Here is a 20,318-nt window from a genome sequence, read left to right as displayed (position 1 = left end):
ATCGATCAGACTTCCGCCTCGTTGCACTCATTGCGACCGCCTTGGTGCTTGCGACAACCGCTCAATTCTGGCTGCCAGGATAACCACATATGGCGACGGAACTTCCTGCTTCAAAGCAATATAGAGATCGTCGATCATCCCCCCATCAAGGCCTCGATCGAGGACACCGCGTTCGGCTTGCTTGGTTCGCAGTGAACAGACCGCACTTCGACGAATGCGATCGATGCGACCGCGCCGAGAACTCTCCCGCATTGTCGACGGTTGGGTCCGTCGGCCCTCCGATGAGGCCTCGGATGCGTCGGGCTCCGAGGCCTCGACTGATGCCGACTGGCCGCCGCCGGAAGGTCTCGCGGCTTTGATCCCCGGCGATGTAGCCACCCCTGCTGCAACAGCTCCTAGCCGGAGAACTCATTCATGACCGAATCGGCGACAGATTTAGTGGACGCGGCTTTGTTCGACCGAGATCGGCTTGACCCAGAAAGTCCCTATCAACGTTCTGGCCCTGCATGGGGTGCCATCATTTCGCTTTCCTTCGGCACCTTCGGGCTTGTGACGGCAGAGTTTCTGCCCGCCAGCGTTCTGACACCGCTCGCGCATGATCTCCGTATCACCACGGGCACGGCTGGACAGGCGCTAACAGCGGCCGCAATCGTCGCGGCGATCTCGGCACCGATAATCGCCATCGTGACAAAGCGTCTGGACCGCAGGGTCGTCATCTGGGCGATGACGCTCCTGCTGATCCTGTCGAACGTTCTGGCGGAGGTTGCGGGGTCGCTGCCGGTTTTGCTGGCGGCACGCGTCGTCCTTGGCATATCGCTTGGTGGTTTTTGGTCAATTTCGGCAGCGTTGGCGATGCGGCTGGTTCCAAGTCACCTCATGCCGCGCGCCATGTCGGTCATCCTCACCGGCGTTTCTGTCGCCTCCGTCTGCGCGGCTCCAATCGGCGCTTATGTCGGTGACATTTGGGGATGGCGAGCCTCGTTCAAGGTCGCCGCAATCGTGAGTGCCGTTGCGCTGCTCGTGCAACTCGTAACCATTCCGCCACTGCCTCCGATCGAAGTGCGCAGATTCCGCAGTCCGCTGGATGTCGCGAAGAATCCGGCGATGAAGGTTGCGGTGCTAGTCGTGCTATTGGTCGCTTCCGGCCATTTTGCCAGCTTCGCCTACATCCGCGCCTTTCTCGAGAGCGTTCCTGCGCTCGACAAGAAGTCAATCCCGCTCGTGTTCCTTGCTTTTGGCACGGCCGGCGTCTTCGGCAATTTAGCCGGCGCATTCCTCACCAAACACAGTCTCAAGGCGGTCGCGGCCCTGCCGCCCCTGCTCATTGCCGTAGCCGCTGTCTCGCTCCTGACCATGAGAGCATCGGCCTTGACCTCGGCAATTGCAGTTGCCGTATGGGGCTTTGCTTTTGGCGCGGTCCCGGTCGGATTGCAGACATGGATGGTGCTACGCGCCGCTCCGAAACAGGCCGAGAGCGCTGGTGTACTGATGGTCATAACCTTCCAAGTGGCCATCGCAGCCGGCACAACTTGCGGTGGCCTATTGGTGGATCACACGGGTATTGCCAGTGTCTTTGTCTACAGCGCGGTTGCCACGTTCCTCGCTGTCTTGACAGTATTTTTGCTCGGCCCGAACCGCAAAACCTGACCGCCTGGTGGGGAGTGACGGTCGGCGGCGTTCACGCTATTGTCACCTCTGAGCTCGGCCCAAAGGCCGCGGCTTCGTCGTAACCATGCGGTCGATGGGGCAGCGCCAAATTGCTTCCTGCTCATCGCGTTGCGATAATACAGCGCGCTTATTGCGTCATCGTGTCCCCGGTCTCGGCTTCAATGCCCGGCTACTGGCTGCGGAGGCAGATGGGCGCCGGCGTCCCACCGACGACGATCGGTCTTTTCTCATGTAGCTGTCGGGGAAACGAGGCAGGTTTTCCGCCAGAACCCGCCAGTCGTCGCGCTCGCGTTCGCCTTCCTTGCGCGCACCGAACAACTGGATGATGATCTTGCCGTCGGACCCATATGCTTCGAGCGAGGTGACGTGACTGTCATTGGTCGGCTTGCGCACGGCCCAAACCTCACGGATTTGGTGGGTCCTGAGATGCAGCCGGAACGTTTCGTCCAGCACATGGATGCACGGCCCGATCTGCTTGACCGACTTGATTAAGCCGGAATGGGTCTGGATAGAACCTCGGTTGCCGACGAAGCACATGATCGGCAATTCGTCTTCGGCCGCACGCTGGAGCACGGCGCCAACTGCGGCATTGTCGAGCAGCCAAGCGTAATCCTGGCCGACCATGCGCAAAGCCTGGCAGCGGCTGAGCTTGAGCGTCTTTAGAAGGTTGACGTCAGTCAGCCGGCTCCAGTACTCGCGTAGGTCGTCCACCGTGCCGGCCCAGTCCGCAGTCCTCGCGCCCAGGTCGGCTACTCTCGCCTTAAGCGACATGGTCGGCTCCTGGTTGGCGGATACGAGCTCGGCCACCAGCTTTCGATAGGCATGAAGGTTGGAGACCGGCCTGAGATGCACCTTATGCACTGCTGCGCCGGCGGCGTCGAAGAATTGCAAACTGCGCTGGATTCCGCCGCGATGGCGCCTTTCAACAGCGAAACCATACCTCCAAGCCTGCGGGAAGACGCGAAGGTCGAATTCGTCACCAAGGACCATGGCGTGATTGTTGCCGGTTATCACTCTGTTGAAGACGCCAATCTTTTCGTGCACGGCACCTTGATTGCGGGTCAGCGCCGTCACTTCGCCCACGAATTCGAGGCCCGTCAGAAGGTGATTGACGCGCGGGTCGATGCGTGCCGCGCCGAAACCGCAATGGGCCGCGACCAGTTCCGCTTCCGAAATGGCCAATTGGGCGGCGAAATCACGCGCGGGAATGTTCGGACAGACTTCCCACGCACGCCGGATTTCGTTGGGCGACCGCTTCTTGCGCTGATCCATGTTTTTACCCCTGCCCCGTTCTTCTTTTGACGATCGATCGAAAAACGGGCCTCAGGGATGTGCACGGCGGACGCGATCGATCGTCAGGCACATGCCAGTCGAATCCTGTCTCCGGGCGGTCAGCGGCCAATCGCCGGTAGCGAGCGATTGTTGGGTGGTCGGCGCCAATCGGCCGATCGAGCATTCGGGTACCACCGGCGGTGCTGCTTTCCCACCAAGGCGGGTCTGATGGATCATATTGCTTTCCTTCGTTCTTCGATTGCGAGGGCAACCCAAAGGTGAATCGGCCGGCAATTTTGCCGCCGCAACGAAGGCTTCACAAAAATCGTGCCAGTTGCTCCGCGGCAAGCTCTGAACATCTTTGGCTCTGTTCATTGCTTTACGCGTGAGTGCATCGCGAACTCAGGCGCCCTTCCTGTGACGCGGACGCGACAAACCCGACAGTAAGTGTCGGTTGTCGGACGTCTCCCCAGCAATCGAGCATAAGAGACGTCGGGATGTCCTACGGTTTTTGACACGTCTTCCCTTTGGCACGGTCCATGCGAGATGATCCACGAAAACGCCGGACCGAGGAGAAATCGAGCCATGATTACGCTCACCGACAACGCTGTTGCCGCCATCAAGGCCGCTCTTTACCGCGCCAGCGAGCCGGCGGAAGGATTTCGCATCATGGTCCATGCCGGCGGCTGCGCCGGCTTCCAATACTCAATGGGCCTGGAGAGCGTCTCACGTGAGGGCGATGCGATCATCGAGCGAGATGGGCTCAAGGTGTTCATGGATAGAGGCTCCCAACCCCATGCCGCCGGCATGACCGTGGACTTCGTCACTGGGCTCGAAACATCCGGCTTTGTTTTCGATAACCCCAATGCGCGTGAGACGTGCGGCTGCGGCAAGTCCTGCAAATGATTGCGAGGGAACAGGCTATGTTCGACTATAGCGACGCCAAGGAATACTGCGTCGAACCGGTAACCGCCGGCGCTCTGGAACCGGCCGACACGCACTGTCGGCCCGGAACAATTGCGTTCGGTGATGCACCAAATCGCGATCATCGATCGTTGCCGTGGGCAAGCAAACAAAATTGCCCGAAACAGCTGAATTCCCGGCGGATGCCGCCACCAAAGGGCAATGTCGACAGCGACCGGTCAGCCAAGCCATCGCTCCCCCGGCCGCCCACCTTACCAGATACGATATGCGCCAGAGGTTCAATGGCCCGACTACCCTTGAATCATTTCAGCAGTTGAAGGATCACTCCCATGAACCCTGTCTATCTCGACAACAACGCAACGACGCGGGTTGATCCTGCAGTCGTTGGAGCGATGTTGCCTTTCTTTACGGAGCAATTTGGCAATCATTCGTCCATGCACGCCTATGGCGCATCGGTTGCTGAAGCCGTGAGAAAGGCGAGGCAACAGTTGCAAGCCCTCATCGGCGCGGGATTCGAGGACGAGATCATCTTCACCTCGGGCGGGACTGAAAGCGACAGTACAGCCATCCTTTCGGCGCTGGAGGTGATGCCCGACCGAACGGAAATAGTGACTTCCGCGGTTGAACATCCGGCCGTTCTGAAGTTGTGCGCGCACCTTGAGAAGACGCGCGGCGTCAAGGTGCACATTATCCCAGTCGATCACTACGGCCGGCTCGACCTGGACGCCTACAGAACCGCCCTCACCCCACAAGTGGCAATCGTCTCGATAATGTGGGCGAACAATGAGACCGGTACGATCTTTCCCGTGGTTAAGCTTGCCGATCTAGCCAGGGAAGTCGGCGCGCTTTTCCACACTGATGCAGTGCAGGCGGTCGGAAGGCTTCCGATTGAGCTGAAATCGACCGCGATCGACATGCTGTCGCTCTCCGCCCACAAGCTGCATGGTCCAAAGGGGATAGGCGCGCTTTATGTAAGACGTGGCGTGCGCTTCTCCTCCATGATCAAGGGTGGGCACCAAGAGCGCGACCGGCGTGCAGGCACTGAAAACACACCCGGCATAGTCGGACTGGGCATGGCGGCCGAACTCGCCTTGAAATTCATGGACGAGACAAAACGAATAAAATGGTTGCGCGACCGCCTTGAGAACGGGATCATCCAGCGCATCCCAAACACATCCATCAACGGCGATCCGCAAGAGCGATTGCCAAACACTGCAAACATTGGATTCGAAGGTATCGAAGGCGATGCAATTCCAATTGTCCTGAGCCGGCTGGGAATCGCCTGTTCCGCCGGGTCCGCCTGTGCCTCTGGCTCACTGGAACCGAGCCATGTTCTGATCGCTATGAACGCGGCATGTGGGGCAGTCCGCTTCTCCTTGTCGCGTGACAACGGCGAAGATGACGTAGACCGCGTGCTTGAGGTCCTGCCTGCGATCACCGAGAAGCTACGGGCCGTTCCCAGTGCTGGACTGTGCGGGCGAGGTGCAGAACAGCTTCATTCCGGCCCGGGTCCGAGCGGCACAATAGCCGACGAGCCGTGAGGTCTTCCTCAACGTGACGACCCTGCGCAAGGAGAGCAGTTAAACTCGGGGTCGCCTTCACCACTTCAGAAAAGCTTGAGATCGCCAAGTCTCTTGCCCAGCCGCCGTGCCAGAGGTCGGCACGCCGTCAGCAATGTCACCAATGCATCGACACCACAATTTCGCGCCGGGAGAATACAATGAACTGCTCCGCTGATAGCCGCCCGATCGATCGCACCGATATCCTAGCGCGACTGAAGGGCCTGTCGGCCGCGGAGGACTTCTTCGCCTGCCTTGACGTCTCCTACGACCCGAAAGTGATGAATGTCTCGCGGCTCCATATCATGAAGCGCGTGGGCCAATACCTTGCCGAAGAAGATTTCTCCGGTCTGCCTAACCAGGTAATCGCCGCGCGGGTGCGCGCCAAGCTGGAACGCGCCTACGAAGATTTCGCGACTTCCTCGCCGCTCACGCAACGTGTGTTCAAGGTGCTAAGGGACCACGATCCAAACATATGTCCCGCACCTGGCCGCGCCTTCGTCCCGCTCGACTCTGCACTGAAGCGGTTCGGAAAGTAATGAGCCCGACACGGCTGCGACGCGACAATGTCGAGAAGTCGACAAATCCAGTCCTCATGACGCCTCCTCGGAAGCAAACGAAGCCACCTTCTGGAATAGAGGCAGGAAGACGACTTGGCATGAACGATGCAGGCAATGAGGTGAACCGCCAAGCACGAATCCGGACTGGGAGCTTAGAGAAACCGCCAATGCATATCGTAGTCTGCATCAAGCAGGTGCCGGATTCGGCACAGATCCGCGTGCACCCGGTGACGAACACGATCATGCGTCAGGGTGTTCCGACCATCATCAATCCTTACGACCTGTTCGCCCTCGAAGAAGCGCTCAAACTGCGCGACGTTCATGGTGGCGAGGTTACTGTGCTCACAATGGGTCCGCCCATGGCGGAGGACTCGCTGCGAAAGGCGCTCGGTTACGGTGCTGACCGAGCAGTTCTCTTGACGGACCGCTATTTTGCCGGATCCGATACGCTGGCGACTTCCTTTGCTCTTTCGCAAGCAATCGCAAAAATTGGGGAGACTTTCGGCAGGCCGGACATCGTCTTCACCGGCAAGCAGACGATTGACGGCGATACCGCCCAGGTCGGACCGGGCATAGCCAAGCGCCTAGATTTATCGCAACTTACCTATGTCGCGAAGATTGCCTCCATCGATCTCGATACGCGAGAGATCGAAGTCGCTCGTCGCGCCGAAGGCGGCACCCAGTTGCTGAAGAGCAGACTCCCTTGCCTCATTACCATGCTGGAAGACACCAACGAAATCCGCCGGGGCTCGCTCCAGCAGGCTCTGTGCGCGGCGCGCAGCCAAGTCGTGAAGTGGACTGCAGCCGACGCCGGCATTGACGATCTCACCCGGTGCGGTCTGCGTGGCTCGCCTACAGTCGTCAAGCGTGTTTTCGCCCCCACCGCACGGGCAGAAAGGGCGGCGCAGATCGACACCGCGGAAAGGGGCTTGCAGGACATAGCCGATGAACTCATCGCCGATATCTTAACCCGCCGGCCGGCGCTGGAACATGAGCTGGCCTTCAACAGCGGCACGTGACGGCCAGGAGCAGAAAATGTCGACCGCAAGCCAAACTACCCCTCGCATTGCCCCCGGCCGTGCCGGTGTAAAGAAAGAACTTCCCGACCGTTTCAAAGACTACCGGCACGTGTGGGTCTTCCTCGAGCTCGAACGCGGCAATGTGCATCCTGTATCATTCGAACTGCTGGGCGAAGGCCGCAAATTAGCCGACAAGCTTGAAGTCCAGCTCGCGGGCGTCGTGCTGGGACCGCCGGGCGAGATGGTCGAGGACGCTGTTGCCGAGGCCTTCGCTTACGGGGCGGATCTTGTCTACATCGTCGATGCGCCGCCGCTCGCCGACTACCGGAACGAGCCGTTCGCCAAGGCGCTCACGGATCTGGTCAATACCCATAAACCCGAAATCCTCCTTCTCGGCGCGACCACACTGGGCAGGGATCTTGCAGGCTCGGTAGCGACGACCCTGCAGACGGGGCTCACGGCCGACTGCACCGAACTTGATGTAGATTCCGACGGTTCACTCGCCGCGACCCGTCCGACTTTTGGTGGCTCATTGTTGTGTACGATCTATACACTAAATTACCGGCCGCAAATGGCGACGGTGCGACCAAGGGTCATGCCTATGCCGCAACGGGTGGATAAGCCGGTCGGGCGTGTCATGCGGCACAAGCTGTCGCTCGTTGAGGACGATATCGTCACCAAAGTCCTCGGCTTCCTACCGGATAACCAGTCGGCAATGGCAAATCTTGCCTATGCGGATGTCGTGGTTGCGGGAGGCCTCGGTCTCGGAGCGGCGGAGAACCTTCAGCTTGTGAAGAATCTTGCCCGAGCGATCGGCGCCGAGCATGGCTGTTCGCGCCCCTTGGTCCAGAAGGGCTGGATGCCGGCTGATCGACAGATTGGACAAACTGGCAAGACCATTCGACCGAAGCTTTACATCGCGGCCGGAATTTCCGGCGCCATCCAGCACCGAGTTGGGGTCGAGGGGGCCGATCTCATCGTCGCGATCAACACCGATCCGAACGCGCCGATTTTCGAGTTCGCCCACCTCGGGATCGTCACGGATGCAATCCGCTTCCTGCCCGCACTGACGGAAGCCTTCACCCGGCGGCTGTCGCCGCACAGTCGAGACAAGCTTGCGAGTTGAGGGAGAGGACATGATTGAACAATTCGATGCCATTGTGGTCGGAGCCGGCATGTCTGGAAACGCAGCTGCTTACACTTTGGCAAGCCAGGGGCTGAAGGTACTGCAGTTGGAGCGCGGGGAATATCCGGGCTCTAAGAACGTCCAGGGTGCCATAATGTACGCGAACATGCTGGAGAAGATCATCCCGGACTTCCGGGATGATGCGCCCCTCGAGCGGCACCTGGTCGAACAGCGACTTTGGGTGATGGACGACACGTCTCACACCGGAATTCATTACCGGTCGGACGACTTCAATGAGGCGAAACCCAACCGCTACACGATCATCCGCGCCCAGTTCGACAAATGGTTTTCCCGCAAGGTGCGCGAGGCTGGCGCGACGGTCCTGTGTGAGACGACCGCGACGGAACTCGTCCGTGATGGCAATGGCAAGGTGATCGGCGTCCGCACAGACCGGGCTGGCGGAGTGGTCTTCGCGAATGTGGTCGTTCTCGCAGAAGGGGTGTCGGGATTGCTTGGCACTCGCGCAGGCCTGCGCGAGATGCCGAAGCCGGAGACCGTGGCGATTGCCGTCAAGGAAATGCATTTCTTGCCCGAAGAGGTCATTGGCCAGCGGTTCGGGGTGAAGGGCGATGAAGGCTGCGTAATCGAGGCCGTGGGCACGATCTCTCGCAGCATGGCCGGGCTCGGCTTCCTTTACACCAATAAGGAGTCGATTTCACTCGGCATCGGCTGCCTGGTCTCGGATTTCGCCGCGACGATGGAGAGCCCGTCCGCCCTCCTGGATGCGATGAAAAACCATCCTTCGATCCGGCCGCTGATCGCTGGCTCGGAGGTGAAAGAATATGCCGCCCATCTTATCCCCGAAGGTGGTTACAGGGCCATTCCGCAGCTATTCGGCGACGGTTGGGTCATCGTCGGCGACGCAGCGCAACTGAACAATGCCATTCACCGTGAGGGTTCGAACCTTGCCATGACCTCGGGTCGTGTCGCGGCTGAGGCGATCATCAAAGTCAAAAGCCGCAACGGTCCTATGACCAAAGCGAACCTTGCGCTCTACAAGACGATGCTGGATGACTCCTTTGTGATCAAGGATCTTAAGAAATACAAGGACATGCCAGCCTTACTCCACACCAATTCCAGCAACTTTTTTGACAGCTATCCGCGGTTGATGTCGCATGCCGCTCAGACCTTCATGCGTGTCGACGGCACGCCGAAGATCGAGAAGGAAAAGAACACCACGGCCGCCTTCATCAACGCGCGCTCGCGCTGGGGGTTGGTCAGCGACGCGGTCCGCCTGGCATTGGCATGGCGCTGAAGAGGGTACAAGATGACGATCGCAGTGACGAAGGTTCGTGTCGAGGACAAACTTTACCAGAACCGCTATCTGGTCGATTCCGGCCGCCCCCATATCATAGTGCGACCGCACGACAAGCCAAGCGCGAACTTGCTTGCGTTGACCTACGTCTGTCCGGCGAAATGCTATGAGTTGAATGACAAGGGTCAAGTCGAGATCACCGCCGACGGCTGCATGGAATGCGGCACCTGCCGGATATTGTGCGAGAAAGGCGGCGACATCGAGTGGAACTATCCGCGCGGCGGCTTTGGTGTCCTGTTCAAGTTCGGATGATCAGCCGGTGCCAAGAGCATGCCGGCAGCGAGCAACTGCGGCACACCATGAGCCTCTCCATCCACTTGCAAAGAGCTAGTGAATATTGGGTTTCGCAATTCAAGTTTCCTCGACTTGGTAGGGGTATCCTCAGGCCACGGGGCGCCTGTGCCGGACTTACCACCGGTAACGTGGTCGAGCCCCTTTGGACAATGTCCGGCCATCGTGCCGGATGGCAGCCACAACGGCCGGTGAGCAAATGGAACGGCACAATCCATGATAAAGACGTATGTGCTAGTGCATGGTGCCTGGCATGGCGGATGGTGTTGGCGGGACGTCGCCGCCAATCTTCGCAAGATGGGATGCCACGTGACCACGCCTACCCAGACAGGTGTCGGCGAACGCGCACGTTTGCTGTGCAAGGACATCACGCCCGACACATTCGTGACCGACATCGTCAACCACATTGTAACGGAAGAGCTGAGCGATGTGATCCTTGTCGGTCACAGTCTAGGCGGCATCAGCATCACCGGCGCCGCCGACCGGATACCCGACCATATCAGCCATCTCGTTTATCTCGACGGCGCCATCGTCGAGAGCGGTCAAAGTGTATTCAGCACCATGCCCCCCGACATCGTCGCCGCCCGTCGAAAATTGGTTGCGGAGGAAGGACGGGGTATCTTCATGCCGACTCCGCCGCCAACAGCATTCGGCACTCCCGAGGGACACTCGCTCACGGACTGGGTGCGGCGCCGGATAACACCGCATCCGGCAGGCACCTACGAAAGCGGACTTAAGCTCGAGCACCCGCTCGGCAACGGCAGACCCCGAACCTATGTCGTCTGCACTAATCCACTCCACCCGCCGATGGCGGGAGCGCGAGAATGGGTCGCGAAGCAGGATGGCTGGGCGTGGCAGGAACTCGCCACTGGCCACGACGCAATGATCCTCGCGCCGACGGAAGTTGCTCTCCTTCTTAGCGCTGTCGGCTGAGGAACCAAGTAGGGGGAGCGGCGGCCGATTCTCAGGCCGTGGCCTTGAGCTCTGGTGCAAGGATGTAGGCCCAACGGGTCGTTCCGGTGGCGCCACCGAAACCACTAGGCGGGAGTGGCCTGTCCTGCCGACGTCGCAAGCTTGCGAGCGTTCCGCCGCGGCCGCAGCCCGTAGCGCCGGGCAACCTCCGAGATCACCGCGTCGGCTCCAGGGTCTCGGAGATGACTCCGTGCCTTGTCGTCCATCGACCAATGCCGCCGACCAACAGCGCCGTTGATCACCCTCGAAAACGCCGAGGCTGCCGCTCAGGGTCAATCGTAAGTTCAAGTTCAGACACAAGCCGATCTCCGATCCACCTCAGAATCGGCAGGCCCACAGATCGCGGGTCCTCCTGGAAGGACACAGCGCTTACCCTTGAAATATGGAGAACCATGGCTTTGCGCCGTCGGCAGTTGAGCTGATCTCGCAATGCTATTTCCCCGGCAACGTCCGCGAGCCGGAGAACTGCGTGCTTGGCGTTCTCCTCTGGAAGGAACCAATCTTTCGGAACGTGGCAATGTCATCGACGAGCTCTCACGGGCCAGCACGATGCCGGTTCGGCGCATCGGCGCCCGCCTGAACACGAGATGGCCACTTGCGATTCTAACGATACGGCCGGACGGGGGCTGGGACCGCGGCGGACGAAGCGTGACGGCTGATCGACACAATGGAGAAGGCCGGCTGGGTTCAGGCTAATGCGGCTCGAATTCTCGGCCTCAAGCTGCGACAAGTCGGCTAGGCGATACGCCGGCATAGTATCGAGGTGAAGGAACTTCTAAGAGCCTGATGAGCCAATCGTCAGGCCAGTGGTCTTGCGCGCCCTGTGCGCGACAAGGAGTGCTTCGTGCTTCTGAACGGATTTGGACTTGCACTGTCGCAAGCAGGACAAAATTGTGTCGCGCCGGCCTGACACAATGCGATATCGACCCGAATAGTGAACTGAAGCCGCTTTTTTCAGTTGGTATGGCTCTTGCACCTTGAACCGCGACGTTACCAGCAACGGAGCCGTTTGATGTCCTCACCGACAGTTTCGATTGAGGGGCCGACTAGCACGACATCCGAGGGTCTTCTGGCAGCCGCGAAATCCGGTGGCTGCGCATCGTCTTCCTACGGCTCGTCGCCGACCAGCCCGGGCGAAGAGGATCCGGCTATTTGGGAAAGGATCAAGGATCACCCCTGCTTTTCGGAGGAAGCGCATCATTATTTCGCGCGTATGCATGTGGCGGTCGCGCCGGCTTGCAATGTCCAGTGCAACTATTGCAATCGCAAATACGATTGCGCCAACGAGAGCCGGCCTGGTGTTGTGTCTGAGAAGTTGACGCCCGACCAAGCGCTACGCAAGGTCATCGCCGTTGCCAACAAAGTTCCGCAGCTTTCGGTTCTTGGCATCGCTGGGCCGGGGGATGCCTGTTACGATTGGGAGAAAACGAAGGCAACGTTCGACCGCGTCATCAGGGAAATCCCCGACATAAAGCTGTGCGTCTCCACTAATGGGCTCGTGCTGCCGGACCATGTCGCCGAGCTTGCCGAAATGAATGTTGATCACGTGACGATCACCATCAACATGGTCGACCCGGAAGTCGGCGCGAAGATCTATCCATGGATCTTTTATGAAAATCGCCGCTACTTCGGCATCGAAGCCGCTCGAATCTTGCACGCGCGGCAGATGCTGGGCCTGGAGATGCTGAGCGCGCGCGGCATCCTCACCAAAATCAACTCGGTGATGATTCCTGGAGTGAACGACCAGCACCTGTTTGAGGTGAACAAAATGGTCAGGGAGCGGGGCGCGTTTCTGCACAACGTGATGCCTCTGATTTCGGACCCGGCGCACGGTACCCACTACGGACTCATCGGGCAGCGCGGCCCAACGGCAACGGAGATGATGGCTCTTCAGGATCGACTTGAAGGTGGCGCCAAGTTGATGCGCCACTGCCGGCAGTGCCGGGCAGATGCTGTCGGCCTGCTCGGTGAAGATCGTGGCCAGGAATTCACGCTGGACGGTATTCCCGACGATGTCGCCTACGATGCTGGCAAGCGTCAGGCCTATCGGCAGGTGGTCGCACACGAGCGCCGTGATCATGAGGCGGCGAGGAGCGAGGCCATCGGTATGGTCAAGGCAACAGACTCCGAAAAGTCGCTTCTGGTTGCGGTGGCCACTAAGGGAGGTGGACGGGTCAACGAACACTTCGGCCACGCGAAGGAATTCCAGGTTTATGAAGTCTCGCCTAGAGGGATCAGCTTGGTCGGGCATCGGAAGGTCGAGCGGTATTGCCTCGGAGGCGGGGGCGAAGACGCCATCCTCGAGGGCGTCATCGCAGCGCTCGAAGGCATACACATAGTGCTATGCGCCAAGATCGGAAATCGCCCGAAGGAACAACTCTCGCGAGTTGGACTGCGCGTAACCGACGCCTATGGCCATGACTACATCGAGACCGCAGTCAGCGCACTTTACGCGGCAGAGTTTGGGATCAGACCACTAGCGGCGACGGCCTGAGCCGTCTCGTCCGATAACCAGGAGTTAGAATGGCTTTAAAGATCATCGCATCCCAATGTACCCAATGCGGGGCCTGCGAGTTCGAATGTCCTTCGGAAGCGATCAAGTTCAAGGGCGACGCCTATGTGATCGATCCAAACAAGTGCACCGAATGCAAGGAGGCCTTCGATACGCAGCAATGCGTGTCGGTCTGTCCGGTACCGAAAACCTGCGTTCCCGCTTGATTCCTACCGAAACGGTCGGGTTCGCCGCACGACGACGCCTGCAACCCGCGACCACAACAAAAGCCTCGAGAAAGGAATGGACAGCATGTGGTCCAGACGCGAACAGGAGGTCGAAATCGGCAGACCGCCACGGTTCATGCAGGGTGAGCGGGTCCGTGCGATACGCCACATAAAAAACGACGGCACCTATCCCGGCAAGGAGATCGGCGAAAACCTCGTGCGGAAGGGCGACGAAGGCTACGTGCGCGACATTGGAACCTTTCTCCAGCAATTCTTCATCTATGCGGTCGAATGGATCGATCGTGGCACGGTCGTCGGCATGCGAGCGCGCGAACTCATTAGCCTCGACAAAGTCGAGGTTCCCTGCGGAGCTGAAGGCATTTCCAACGGGGGAACAGCCGGATGAAAGTAATGATTCGCAGGACCGCTACTGGCTTGTCGGCTTATGTCCCCAAGAAGGATCTCGAAGAGCCGATCACCGAGATTGAGAACGCTGACTTATGGGGCGGGACCGTGACGCTCAGGAACGGTTGGCGGCTCATGCTGCCCGACCTTCCGCGCGACACGCGTTTGCCGATCACCGTCGAGGCGATGAAGATTTCCGACGGGGCCTGATGCCGGTGGGTTCAGTGGCGGAGAGGAAACGCGTATGAACACGATGCTGAGCTGGGACCATCTCGTCGTCGTCCGGGGCAGTTTTGCCAAAAAACTGATTGACCTGCTGAACGGCGCTCTCAAGGCCGATCGAGTGATCCCCTATCTCGGTCCTGGTCTTCTGCAGCTTAACCCACCGGAATCCCCTGTACCTTGCACCCCTGAAGATGTCGCCGCGGCCCTCAACAAGCGGGCGCCTGCCCCTTCCAGGATTCGCACCAATATGTGGTCGGTCGCGCAGTTTATCGAGCAGCGCCGACATCGTCGGACTCTCCAAGCGTGGATGGCGGAGATATTCGCAGCCCCCGCCGAGCCGACCGTTCTTCACGCCTGGCTCGCAACCCTTCAACTGTCTGTCATCATCGACAGCTGGTACGATGGCGCCATGCGAGCAGCCCTTGCAGAGGCCGGCCAAACAGACGTTGTCGAGATACAAGGAACGACGCGCGCGACCGGAATCGGTAACATCTGGACGAGAACTTACGATTTGTCAGGAACAGAACTCGAGGCCGAACAAGTGGCTAGGACGGTGCTCTATGCGCCGCACGGCAGCGTCAGGCCGGCGGCAAACTTCCTCGTGGCTGATTCCGATTACGTCGAAGTCCTAACCGAAATTGATATCCAGACGCCGATCCCGGACGCGGTGAAGCAACGGCGCGTCAACCGGGGTTTTTTCTTCGTGGGCTGCCGCTTCAACGATCAGATGCTGCGCACATATGCCAGACAGCTGATGAAGCGCTCCACTGGCCCACATTTTGCGGTGATCGATTCGGCTACGCTGACCAGAAACGAACGTCGTTTCCTTGCCGAAGGCGCAATCACGGTCATCGACATGCCGATCCGCAACGCCGCGGCTCGCCTCGTCGGGGTCGATGCTAGCCAGGATTAATGGCCGGCGATTGCTGGTGAGTCGCTGCTTGCCTCCAAGGGCGAAAACTCAGTTGGGAATACATTCGTGAGCAGTAATGCTAGTGGCAGCACAACGTAGGCTCTGAATTCGTTGGGCCATGTGAAAGGGTCCGCTGCTGCGGGACGTGAGCACGTTGCGGCGGCATTACGCACATGATCTTGTGACCCCCGTGGCAAAAGAACTGAAGCGCCCGAGTCGCGACAACATATGCAGCGCTCAATGGCTTCGACAAAAATTCGGCACAGTTTCGACAGTTCGCATGCACCTCCAGGGTCAACGAGGTTGATTATGCCTGTTTATGTGGGTCGGCCACGCGAGCAGGAATTCCCACTACCTTTGCCCCGGCGGGAACATCTCGTGTGACCACGCAGCCAGCGCCTACCACTGCATTATCACCAATCGTGACGCCAGGCAGAATGATTGCTCCACCGCCGATCCAGACACGGCTGCCAATGTGAACAGGACGCCCGACCTGCAGGCCGGCCTGCCGCTGCTCGGCATCATGTGGATGATCGGCGGTATAAATCTGCACAGCAGGCCCAATTGCCGTTCCTTGCCCGATTTTGACCTCTACCACGTCAAGAATAACGCAGTTGAAGTTGATGTAGGCATTGGCTCCAATGCGGATATTGAATCCGTAGTCGCAAAAAAAGGGCGGACGGATGACCGTTCCGCGCCCAACCTCTCCCAGCCGCTCGGACAAAAGCTCATGCCAATGCCCCGTGGTCTGCCCCAGCGTATCATTGTACCGCTTGAGCCAAGCCCCGGTTGCCAACAGGTCAGCTTGGATCTCCGGATCCGCCGCATTGTAAAACTCGCCTGCGAGCATCTTTTCTTTTTGGCTACGCATCATAGTCTCCCGTCAGGTCGTGTCCCGTACAGTGATGCAGGAACGCACATCAAACTGCCTCGGCAACTTTGTAACTCGATCTTGCCGGGCGCGCGGTCGGTCACGAGCCGGGGCGACAGTTTCGTCTCGACCAACTTCCAAGAATTTGGATATCGGAGATCAACCGGTCGCAGGGGCCAATACCTGACGAAGTCGGCAACTGTCCAGCGGTCGAACTCACTTTCATGCCCATCTCAGATTGCGTGATATCGAGCGGTAAGCCATCAGCTAATGTATCGACCAGGTCCCGCCAGAGGATTACTCCTTTTTAGTTTGTCAGTCGCAGAGCCCCAGTACGACTGGTGGTAGAAAGCACACGGCCGGAATCTTGGCAGCGCTGTTCACACCCACTTCGTAAGCCTGGCCGATGGGCTCGGCGCCAGAGCACCAATGCTTGACCTGCTCCAGCTCTTGCTCGGCGGGTTGTTTCAGAGACGCTTGATCTCGATACCGCGTTTTCTCAGCACGTAGCCGATCTGGCGCGGGGTCAAACCGAGCAGGCGCGCCGCCTTTGCCTGCACCCAGCCACACTTTTCCATGGCAGCAATGACCGTATCGGCATCGGGCACCCTACCACGAGTCGTGGCAGGGCCTATCGGCGCTTGCCCGTCGCCGACGGGCGGGGCGGCACAGGCGGCGGAAGGCTCGATCGTAGTCGACTTCTCTGACGTCGGCTGTCCGTTCTTCCACAGCGCCGCGGCCAAGCACTGATCCGCGTAACAGGCAAAGTCAGTTCTGAGGATTGATGGACCCGTCGCCAGAACTGCCGTCCGTTGAACGCAGTTTTCGAGCTCTCGGATGTTACCTGGAAATTCGCAGTTCATTAGCACCTCAATCGCTTCGGGAGCGAAGGTCAGCGTGTGATCATTCTCAGTATTGAAATTCTTGAGAAACTGAGCGGCCAAGAGCGGAATATCACCTCGCCTTTCGCGCAATGCCGGCACGCGTAAAGTGACGACGTTGATGCGATAATAGAGGTCTTGCCGGAACTCCTTGCGTTGAACTGCCGTTTCCAAGTCCCTGTTCGTTGCGGCAATCACGCGAACATCAACTTTAATGGTGTGGTTGCTGCCGACGCGCTCAAACTCCTGCTCCTGCAGGACACGCAGCAGCTTAGCCTGGAACGAACCTGATATTTCGCCAATCTCGTCCAGAAACAATGTGCCTTTGTCGGCAGCCTCAAAGCGCCCCTTGCGCAAACTGCTCGCGTCGGTGAAGGCACCCTTCTCATGACCGAACAAGTCAGATTCCAGAAGCGTCTCGGTGAGCGCCGCGCAATTGACCTTGATGAAGGGCTGCTTGGCGCGAGGCGAGAGCTCGTGAATGGCTTTGGCAACCAGCTCCTTGCCGGTTCCGGATTCACCTCGCAACAGGACCGTAGTCTTCGCCTTGGCCACCTTGACAAGGTGCTCACGCAGCTTGCGCAGCGCCTGACTATCGCCAAGCATCTCCTTGCTGATCTTTTTACGTTCCATTTGGCAGCCCATCCCACTCCGCCACCCGCCGGTAGAACTGCACTGGACGGTGAGCTGTGTTGTATTTCGCCATCATCATTCTCGATCTCACCTTTGTTGCTTCGAAATTTCCGGCGCGCGGACCCCCTCGGCAAATGGCAATGGCGCCTGAGCATCGTTGTCTTTCACCAGGACGAGCGTCTTCTCCTCCGTGCGGGCGCCCGCAATATGCGCGCTTGTTTGCGCAGGCCTTTACTCGACCGGTCGCCGTTCTGTCCGGCTTCTGCCGCACCGCAGCCTGCAAACCCATCCTTGACAAGAAAGGAGGGGAGTCAATCGAGCTCTCCTTGCATTCGTGCAAGGAAAATTGTCAGTTTGATAGAATTCTATCAAAACGGCAGAAACGCCCCGCCCCCAATTTGGCTGTACCTGCGGCGTTCAGCTTACGTGACGACATGTGCGGACTTGTCCCAATTGCCGTCCGAGTTGTGCGGGAAACAGTAGCCGCTGCGCTGTTCGCTTCAACCGCGTGATGCCGCTGACAGTAGAGGCGGCGGCTCGTCGAGCGAGGCTTCATTGTTCGGCTACTAAAGCGGCTGTGCTTTGGTGGGAGTTGGTTTCGCCCAAGTTCTGGGCCTGGGGGCGTCTAGCCCGTTTCGCCGCACAGGCTCCTCCCACATCGTCGAGGCCGAGAAGGAGGGACCCCACAGCCCTCCCTGTATCACAATGCCCCGCCCCTCAAGCAGCTAGATACGACAGGTGACCTCGAATGAGGCGTCTTGCATGGCTTCTACACCTGCCTGAATGCCAGAACTGCGTTCGTACCGCCCATGGCGAAGGCGTTGCTCATGGCGACGCGCACCTTGCGCTCGCGCGGCACATTGGGTGTGATGTCGAGGTCGCAAGCGGGATCTGGCTCGCGATAGTTGGCGGTCGGCGGCACGACGTCCTCTTGGATTGCCATCACGCAGGCGATCATTTCAAGCGCGCTCGCTGCGCCGAGGCAATGCGCGTGCGTGGACTTGGTGGAAGAGATGGACATCGAATAAGCGTGGTTTCCAAACACACGCTTGATCGCCGCCGTTTCAGTCTGATCATTGCTCTTGGTACCGGTGCCGTGCGCGTTGAGGTAGTCGACGTCCTCGGCATTCAGCCCGGCATCGGCAAGGCAGGCGCGCATCGCCGACGCTGGCCCCTCGACAGATGGCGCGGCAATGTGGAAGGCATCGGCGGAAAGGCCGACGCCGGCGATCTCGGCAAGAATTGTGGCACCACGCCTCGTGGCATGCTCGTAGCTTTCCAGCACGGCCATGCCCGCACCCTCGCCCAGCACCAGGCCCTTCCTATCGGCGGAGAAGGGCCGGCAGGTATCGGGTGAAAGCACGCGCATTGCTTCCCATGCTTTCAGCACGCCCCATGCGAAGGGTGCGTCGCTGCCCCCGGAAACCATTACGTCGGCCCGGCCCAGCTTGATCTGGTCCACCGCCGAGGCGATCGCATGGTTGGCCGAGGCACATGCGGAGGTCACCCCGAAGACCGGCCCGCGCAAGCCGAGGCTCAAGCTAAGATGGACGGAAGCGGCGCTGGGCATCACCTTTACTCCAGTGAAGAGTTCAGCACGGATTGCGCTACCCAAAAGCAGTGAGCGGTAAGTTTGTTCTGTTGCGTACGAACCGGTAAATCCGACGCCCACTGTCGCGCCGAAGCGATGGGCATTCCCCTCGTCGCAGGAAAGTCCGGCCTGCCGCATGGCTTCGCGCGCTGCAAGCACGGCGAGCAAGCTGAAGCGGTCCATGGAGATGAGATGCCCCCGGTTGATGTCGTGCTGGGGCAGCGCCTTGATCTCAGCGCCGGTCATGCCCTCCAGGTCATGAAGCTCGGAATTGGCGATCGGGCCGATGGCGGAGCGGCCTTCGCGCATCTCTTTCCACATAGAGGCGGCCTCGGTGCCCAGTCCGCACAGGCCGCCCACTCCGGTGATAACGACGCGCCTGTCCATTCAAGCCTCCTTCGCAAGCAAGCCGCGGACGGCTTCCACGACGTCGCCGACATTCTTGAGATTGGACCAGGCATCGGCCGTGTTCATGTCGATCTTGATGCCGTAGGCCTGCTCCACATCCCAGAGGACGTCCGCCAAACCCAGCGAATCGAACCCGAGCGCGTCCAGTTCCGTGGCGATTGTTATCTCGCCGACGAATGACGCAGGCATTCCCTCACCGCTCTCCGACTCGGCGCGTTTCTTGATCAGGGCAATGACGTCCGTTGCGAATTGATCGGCCATTCTGTTTCCTGTCTTTCTTTCCCGCGTTTCGACCTGGACGCGGCTCAGTTCCTGAGGCGCGCCGCGTCGCGAAAGCCATCACGCTTGGGCAACTGACAAAACCCAATGCTCATAAAGCCGGATCAGGTCCGGCCGGTGTGTGGCGTAGGTGCAGTATGACGATGTGAGCCGCTACACGTGCGCGTCTCCCGGTCTGTCCATAGGCTCGGAAGAAGTCGGACAGTTTGACATGGCCGGTCAGTTGCAACTCCCTTTCCCAGCACTCCACTGCCCGGTAGAGCGCATGAAAAATCTCCTTTCGGGCGGTTTCTTAAGACGCTCGCCACGCCATGAGGCAGTGGGGGCATCGGTGTCCATCAGGTGCTTCTGCCCATGCAGGATTCCAGAACATTGATGAAATCGTTTGTTTCGATGAAAGGCATCCACACTTTGGATGGTTGACCACGCTTTTCAAAGATCGTGAACTACATCTCCTCGTTGTGCTCGACGCACTCCGGACAAGTAACCTCATGGGCGCGGCATGCAGGATTAACCGAGCCCAGCCGGTCATGAGTGCGGCCTTGCCGGGTCGGGCGATAGGCAGTCATGCCCTGCCCTTCCTGCGGGTCAAGCACTCCGAAAAAACATTTCCCCCATAAATGCTAGA

At 59.3% G+C, this 20,318-nt stretch carries 20 protein-coding genes and 1 pseudogene; 15 read left to right on the top strand and 6 right to left on the bottom strand.

Annotation, left to right across the window (positions count from 1 at the left end):
- Window positions 1–414 precede the first annotated feature (414 nt).
- Window positions 415–1,647 carry an MFS transporter gene (locus NP503_RS32400; protein WP_063169386.1) on the top strand — a complete coding sequence of 411 codons (1,233 nt, stop codon included), beginning with the start codon at window positions 415–417 and terminating at the stop codon, window positions 1,645–1,647.
- A 156-nt stretch (window positions 1,648–1,803) separates the two neighbouring features.
- On the opposite strand, the gene NP503_RS32395 is transcribed toward NP503_RS32400, so the two are convergent.
- Together NP503_RS32395 and NP503_RS32390 are read right to left on the bottom strand one after the other, a co-directional pair.
- Window positions 1,804–2,940 carry a hemin-degrading factor gene (locus tag NP503_RS32395; RefSeq protein ID WP_082826587.1) on the bottom strand — a complete coding sequence of 379 codons (1,137 nt, stop codon included), beginning with the start codon at window positions 2,938–2,940 and terminating at the stop codon, window positions 1,804–1,806.
- A 51-nt stretch (window positions 2,941–2,991) separates the two neighbouring features.
- Window positions 2,992–3,315 (bottom strand): hypothetical protein, encoded by a 324-nt coding sequence (locus NP503_RS32390; RefSeq protein WP_126066777.1) that lies wholly within the window; start codon window positions 3,313–3,315, stop codon window positions 2,992–2,994.
- A 210-nt stretch (window positions 3,316–3,525) separates the two neighbouring features.
- Between NP503_RS32390 and NP503_RS32385 the strand changes: the two genes are divergently transcribed.
- The 14 genes from NP503_RS32385 (at window position 3,526) to NP503_RS32320 (ending at window position 15,027) form a co-directional block, all read left to right on the top strand.
- A complete protein-coding gene (locus NP503_RS32385) occupies window positions 3,526–3,846 on the top strand; it encodes an iron-sulfur cluster assembly accessory protein (protein ID WP_029356570.1) in 321 nt (106 codons plus the stop codon).
- A gap of 347 nt (window positions 3,847–4,193) precedes the next feature.
- Window positions 4,194–5,405: a cysteine desulfurase NifS gene (gene nifS, locus NP503_RS32380; protein WP_063169388.1), complete on the top strand. Its 1,212-nt coding sequence runs from the start codon at window positions 4,194–4,196 to the stop codon at window positions 5,403–5,405.
- 179 nt (window positions 5,406–5,584) lie between these two features.
- Window positions 5,585–5,962, top strand: a complete 378-nt coding sequence (gene nifW, locus NP503_RS32375) for a nitrogenase stabilizing/protective protein NifW (RefSeq protein WP_063169389.1) — start codon at window positions 5,585–5,587, stop codon at window positions 5,960–5,962.
- 188 nt (window positions 5,963–6,150) lie between these two features.
- Window positions 6,151–7,002, top strand: coding sequence for an electron transfer flavoprotein subunit beta/FixA family protein (locus tag NP503_RS32370; protein ID WP_063169390.1), 852 nt, complete (start codon window positions 6,151–6,153; stop codon window positions 7,000–7,002).
- Between the two features lie 16 nt (window positions 7,003–7,018).
- The gene (locus NP503_RS32365; protein ID WP_024505237.1) at window positions 7,019–8,128 is read left to right on the top strand and encodes an electron transfer flavoprotein subunit alpha/FixB family protein; all 1,110 of its coding nucleotides are present in this window, start codon (window positions 7,019–7,021) and stop codon (window positions 8,126–8,128) included.
- Window positions 8,129–8,138: 10 nt separating this feature from the next.
- Window positions 8,139–9,443 carry an FAD-binding protein gene (locus NP503_RS32360; RefSeq protein ID WP_063169391.1) on the top strand — a complete coding sequence of 435 codons (1,305 nt, stop codon included), beginning with the start codon at window positions 8,139–8,141 and terminating at the stop codon, window positions 9,441–9,443.
- A 12-nt stretch (window positions 9,444–9,455) separates the two neighbouring features.
- Complete coding sequence (locus NP503_RS32355) at window positions 9,456–9,755, top strand: ferredoxin family protein (protein ID WP_024505235.1); 300 nt, start codon at window positions 9,456–9,458, stop codon at window positions 9,753–9,755.
- 255 nt (window positions 9,756–10,010) lie between these two features.
- Window positions 10,011–10,727 (top strand): alpha/beta fold hydrolase, encoded by a 717-nt coding sequence (locus NP503_RS32350; RefSeq protein WP_063169392.1) that lies wholly within the window; start codon window positions 10,011–10,013, stop codon window positions 10,725–10,727.
- Between the two features lie 706 nt (window positions 10,728–11,433).
- Entirely contained in the window at window positions 11,434–11,505 is a 72-nt protein-coding gene (locus tag NP503_RS32345) for a helix-turn-helix domain-containing protein (RefSeq protein ID WP_245467364.1), read from the top strand.
- 273 nt (window positions 11,506–11,778) lie between these two features.
- Entirely contained in the window at window positions 11,779–13,260 is a 1,482-nt protein-coding gene (gene nifB / locus NP503_RS32340; protein WP_063169393.1) for a nitrogenase cofactor biosynthesis protein NifB, read from the top strand.
- A gap of 29 nt (window positions 13,261–13,289) precedes the next feature.
- On the top strand, window positions 13,290–13,484 hold the full coding sequence (locus tag NP503_RS32335) for a 4Fe-4S binding protein (RefSeq protein ID WP_024505232.1): 195 nt from the start codon (window positions 13,290–13,292) through the stop codon (window positions 13,482–13,484).
- 85 nt (window positions 13,485–13,569) lie between these two features.
- A complete protein-coding gene (locus NP503_RS32330) occupies window positions 13,570–13,890 on the top strand; it encodes a nitrogen fixation protein NifZ (RefSeq protein ID WP_024505231.1) in 321 nt (106 codons plus the stop codon).
- A complete protein-coding gene (gene nifT / locus NP503_RS32325; RefSeq protein ID WP_024505230.1) occupies window positions 13,887–14,099 on the top strand; it encodes a putative nitrogen fixation protein NifT in 213 nt (70 codons plus the stop codon). The genes NP503_RS32330 and nifT overlap by 4 nt, the downstream gene beginning before the upstream one ends.
- 34 nt (window positions 14,100–14,133) lie before the next feature.
- Window positions 14,134–15,027 (top strand): SIR2 family protein, encoded by an 894-nt coding sequence (locus NP503_RS32320; protein WP_024505229.1) that lies wholly within the window; start codon window positions 14,134–14,136, stop codon window positions 15,025–15,027.
- Window positions 15,028–15,334: 307 nt separating this feature from the next.
- Here the strand turns inward: NP503_RS32320 and NP503_RS32315 are convergent, their stop codons facing one another.
- From NP503_RS32315 to NP503_RS32300, 4 genes and pseudogenes are all read right to left on the bottom strand, one after another.
- The gene (locus NP503_RS32315) at window positions 15,335–15,901 is read right to left on the bottom strand and encodes a sugar O-acetyltransferase (RefSeq protein ID WP_024505228.1); all 567 of its coding nucleotides are present in this window, start codon (window positions 15,899–15,901) and stop codon (window positions 15,335–15,337) included.
- Window positions 15,902–16,365: 464 nt separating this feature from the next.
- Window positions 16,366–17,409: pseudogene (nifA, locus tag NP503_RS32310) on the bottom strand (nif-specific transcriptional activator NifA); the annotation flags it as partial.
- 772 nt (window positions 17,410–18,181) lie between these two features.
- Window positions 18,182–19,390, bottom strand: coding sequence for a beta-ketoacyl synthase (locus NP503_RS32305; protein ID WP_063169402.1), 1,209 nt, complete (start codon window positions 19,388–19,390; stop codon window positions 18,182–18,184).
- Window positions 19,391–19,672, bottom strand: a complete 282-nt coding sequence (locus tag NP503_RS32300; protein ID WP_029356603.1) for an acyl carrier protein — start codon at window positions 19,670–19,672, stop codon at window positions 19,391–19,393.
- Between the last annotated feature and the right edge of the window lie 646 nt (window positions 19,673–20,318).

Origin of the sequence: Mesorhizobium sp. SEMIA396 (assembly GCF_024518615.1) — a bacterium.
Classification (GTDB): Bacteria; Pseudomonadota; Alphaproteobacteria; order Rhizobiales; family Rhizobiaceae; genus Mesorhizobium.
Note: the sequence above shows the minus strand (reverse complement) of the source record. Positions and strands in the feature narration are given on the sequence as shown.

What these genes read in the sequence shown, in the direction of transcription:
- NP503_RS32320 (WP_024505229.1), top strand. Translation starts at nt 14,134, where the DNA reads ATGAACACGATGCTGAGCTGGGACCATCTCGTCGTCGTCCGGGGCAGT.
- NP503_RS32300 (WP_029356603.1), bottom strand. Translation starts at nt 19,672, where the DNA reads ATGGCCGATCAATTCGCAACGGACGTCATTGCCCTGATCAAGAAACGC.
- NP503_RS32330 (WP_024505231.1), top strand. Translation starts at nt 13,570, where the DNA reads ATGTGGTCCAGACGCGAACAGGAGGTCGAAATCGGCAGACCGCCACGG.
- nifT (WP_024505230.1), top strand. Translation starts at nt 13,887, where the DNA reads ATGAAAGTAATGATTCGCAGGACCGCTACTGGCTTGTCGGCTTATGTC.
- nifW (WP_063169389.1), top strand. Translation starts at nt 5,585, where the DNA reads ATGAACTGCTCCGCTGATAGCCGCCCGATCGATCGCACCGATATCCTA.
- NP503_RS32395 (WP_082826587.1), bottom strand. Translation starts at nt 2,940, where the DNA reads ATGGATCAGCGCAAGAAGCGGTCGCCCAACGAAATCCGGCGTGCGTGG.
- nifB (WP_063169393.1), top strand. Translation starts at nt 11,779, where the DNA reads ATGTCCTCACCGACAGTTTCGATTGAGGGGCCGACTAGCACGACATCC.
- NP503_RS32335 (WP_024505232.1), top strand. Translation starts at nt 13,290, where the DNA reads ATGGCTTTAAAGATCATCGCATCCCAATGTACCCAATGCGGGGCCTGC.
- NP503_RS32365 (WP_024505237.1), top strand. Translation starts at nt 7,019, where the DNA reads ATGTCGACCGCAAGCCAAACTACCCCTCGCATTGCCCCCGGCCGTGCC.
- NP503_RS32350 (WP_063169392.1), top strand. Translation starts at nt 10,011, where the DNA reads ATGATAAAGACGTATGTGCTAGTGCATGGTGCCTGGCATGGCGGATGG.
- NP503_RS32305 (WP_063169402.1), bottom strand. Translation starts at nt 19,390, where the DNA reads ATGGACAGGCGCGTCGTTATCACCGGAGTGGGCGGCCTGTGCGGACTG.
- NP503_RS32360 (WP_063169391.1), top strand. Translation starts at nt 8,139, where the DNA reads ATGATTGAACAATTCGATGCCATTGTGGTCGGAGCCGGCATGTCTGGA.
- nifS (WP_063169388.1), top strand. Translation starts at nt 4,194, where the DNA reads ATGAACCCTGTCTATCTCGACAACAACGCAACGACGCGGGTTGATCCT.
- NP503_RS32355 (WP_024505235.1), top strand. Translation starts at nt 9,456, where the DNA reads ATGACGATCGCAGTGACGAAGGTTCGTGTCGAGGACAAACTTTACCAG.
- NP503_RS32385 (WP_029356570.1), top strand. Translation starts at nt 3,526, where the DNA reads ATGATTACGCTCACCGACAACGCTGTTGCCGCCATCAAGGCCGCTCTT.
- NP503_RS32390 (WP_126066777.1), bottom strand. Translation starts at nt 3,315, where the DNA reads ATGAACAGAGCCAAAGATGTTCAGAGCTTGCCGCGGAGCAACTGGCAC.
- NP503_RS32315 (WP_024505228.1), bottom strand. Translation starts at nt 15,901, where the DNA reads ATGATGCGTAGCCAAAAAGAAAAGATGCTCGCAGGCGAGTTTTACAAT.
- NP503_RS32400 (WP_063169386.1), top strand. Translation starts at nt 415, where the DNA reads ATGACCGAATCGGCGACAGATTTAGTGGACGCGGCTTTGTTCGACCGA.
- NP503_RS32370 (WP_063169390.1), top strand. Translation starts at nt 6,151, where the DNA reads ATGCATATCGTAGTCTGCATCAAGCAGGTGCCGGATTCGGCACAGATC.